At 54.5% G+C, this 1,815-nt stretch carries 1 protein-coding gene; it reads right to left on the reverse strand.

Features of this window, described 5'->3' with window-relative positions; all coding sequences use genetic code 11:
* On the reverse strand, window positions 1-1,815 hold a 1,815-nt coding region (nuoG, locus tag ACTHUT_RS19535), incomplete at both ends, for an NADH-quinone oxidoreductase subunit NuoG (protein WP_440419487.1).

Consider the following 1,815-nt stretch of genomic DNA (forward strand, 5'->3'; position numbering starts at 1 on the left):
TCAGGTCAAACAGGTTGCCCAATACGCGCAACACTTTCCACAGCGGACGCGAATCGCCGAAGCCTTGTACCACGCCGTGGAAAGATTGCAGACGGCCTTCCATATTGATGAAGCTGCCTGATGTTTCGGTAAACGGCGCAATCGGCAACAATACGTCGCACACGTCCAGCAGCGTTTCGCTGACAAACGGTGTAAACGCCATCACGCTTTTCGCCTGTTTCAACGCGGCTACGGCTTTTGCACCGTCAACCGTATCGATTTCAGGCTCGACGTTGAGCAGCAAGACTGCCTGTTTCGGCGCGTTTGCCATTTCGACAACGCTCTCGCCGGAGTTTACATTTAAGACATCCGCACCAACGCTATTGGCAGCTTGCGGCAAAATACCCAGCACTGCGCCGGTCGCGTCTGCCAGCTCTTGCGCGGTGGCATAAATGGCGGCGTAATCAGGATGGTTTTGCACTTCCGCGCCCAAAATCACCGCTGCTTTTTCAGCGTTTTTCAGGCTGGCGGTAACTGCGTGTTCCGCATTGGCAGACAGGTTTTTCAGACGGCCTGCCCATTCGTCGGGATGTGCGGCTTCTTGAGACAGAAGCGGCATAAACAATTCTTCTTTACTGCTGGCCAATACGCTCAACGCCATACGGTCTTTGGCGGCACGGCGCAGGCGGGCGGTCAGGAGCGGCTGTTCTTTGCGCAAGTTCGCGCCGACTACCAATACGGCATCGTTGTCAGCCAAAGATTCAATGCTTTGTCCCAGCCATTGCGCACCTTTAAGGCCGTCTGAAAGACGTTTGTCTTGTTGGCGCAAACGGGTTGCAAAGTTTTTAACACCCAAGCCGTCGGCAAGTTTTTTGGCCAGATACAGCTCCTCAACCGTATTCATCGGATTGGCCCAAACGCCGACTTGGTTTTGGTTGCCGTCTTTGGCGATACATTCAATCGCGCTGCGGACATATTCCAACGCGGTTTTCCAATCCACGTCCATCCACTCGCCGCCCTGTTTGATTTTCGGGTTTTTCAGACGACTTTCGTGATACAGGCCTTCGTAGGCGAAACGGTCGCGGTCGGACAGCCAGCATTCGTTAATCGCTTCGTTTTCCAGCGGCAGCACGCGGCGGACGGTATGGTCTTTGGTTTGTACAATCAGGTTGCTGCCCAAAGCGTCATGGGCGGAAACGGATTTGCGGCGGTTCAATTCCCAAGTACGCGCGTTGAAGCGGAACGGTTTGCTGGTCAATGCGCCGACAGGACACAAATCGATGACGTTGCCTGACAATTCGGTTTCCACTGCTTTGCCGATAAAAGGCATGATCTCGGAATGTTCGCCGCGGTTGGCCATGGCGATTTCTTGCACGCCGGCGATTTCTTCAGTGAAACGAACGCAACGGGTACAGTGGATACAACGGCTCATTTCCTCGGCGGAAACCAAAGGACCCATGTCTTTGCCGACGACAGAACGTTTTTCTTCGGTATAGCGGCTGGTGGTTTTGCCGTAGCCCATCGCCAAATCCTGCAACTGGCATTCGCCGCCTTGGTCGCAGGTCGGACAATCAAGCGGATGGTTGATGAGCAGGAACTCCATCACGCCTTCCTGCGCCTCTCGGGCTTTTGCCGAATGCGTACGCACAATCATGCCGTCTGTAACCGGCGTGGCACAGGCGGGCAGAGGTTTGGGGGCTTTTTCCACTTCCACCAAACACATACGGCAGTTGGCGGCGATGGAAAGTTTTTTGTGGTAACAGAAATGCGGGATATAAGTACCGAGCTTGTGCGCGGCTTCAATCACCGTCGCGCCCTGCTCCACAGATACCTGTT

Source organism: Neisseria sp. P0022.S010 (assembly GCF_051956635.1).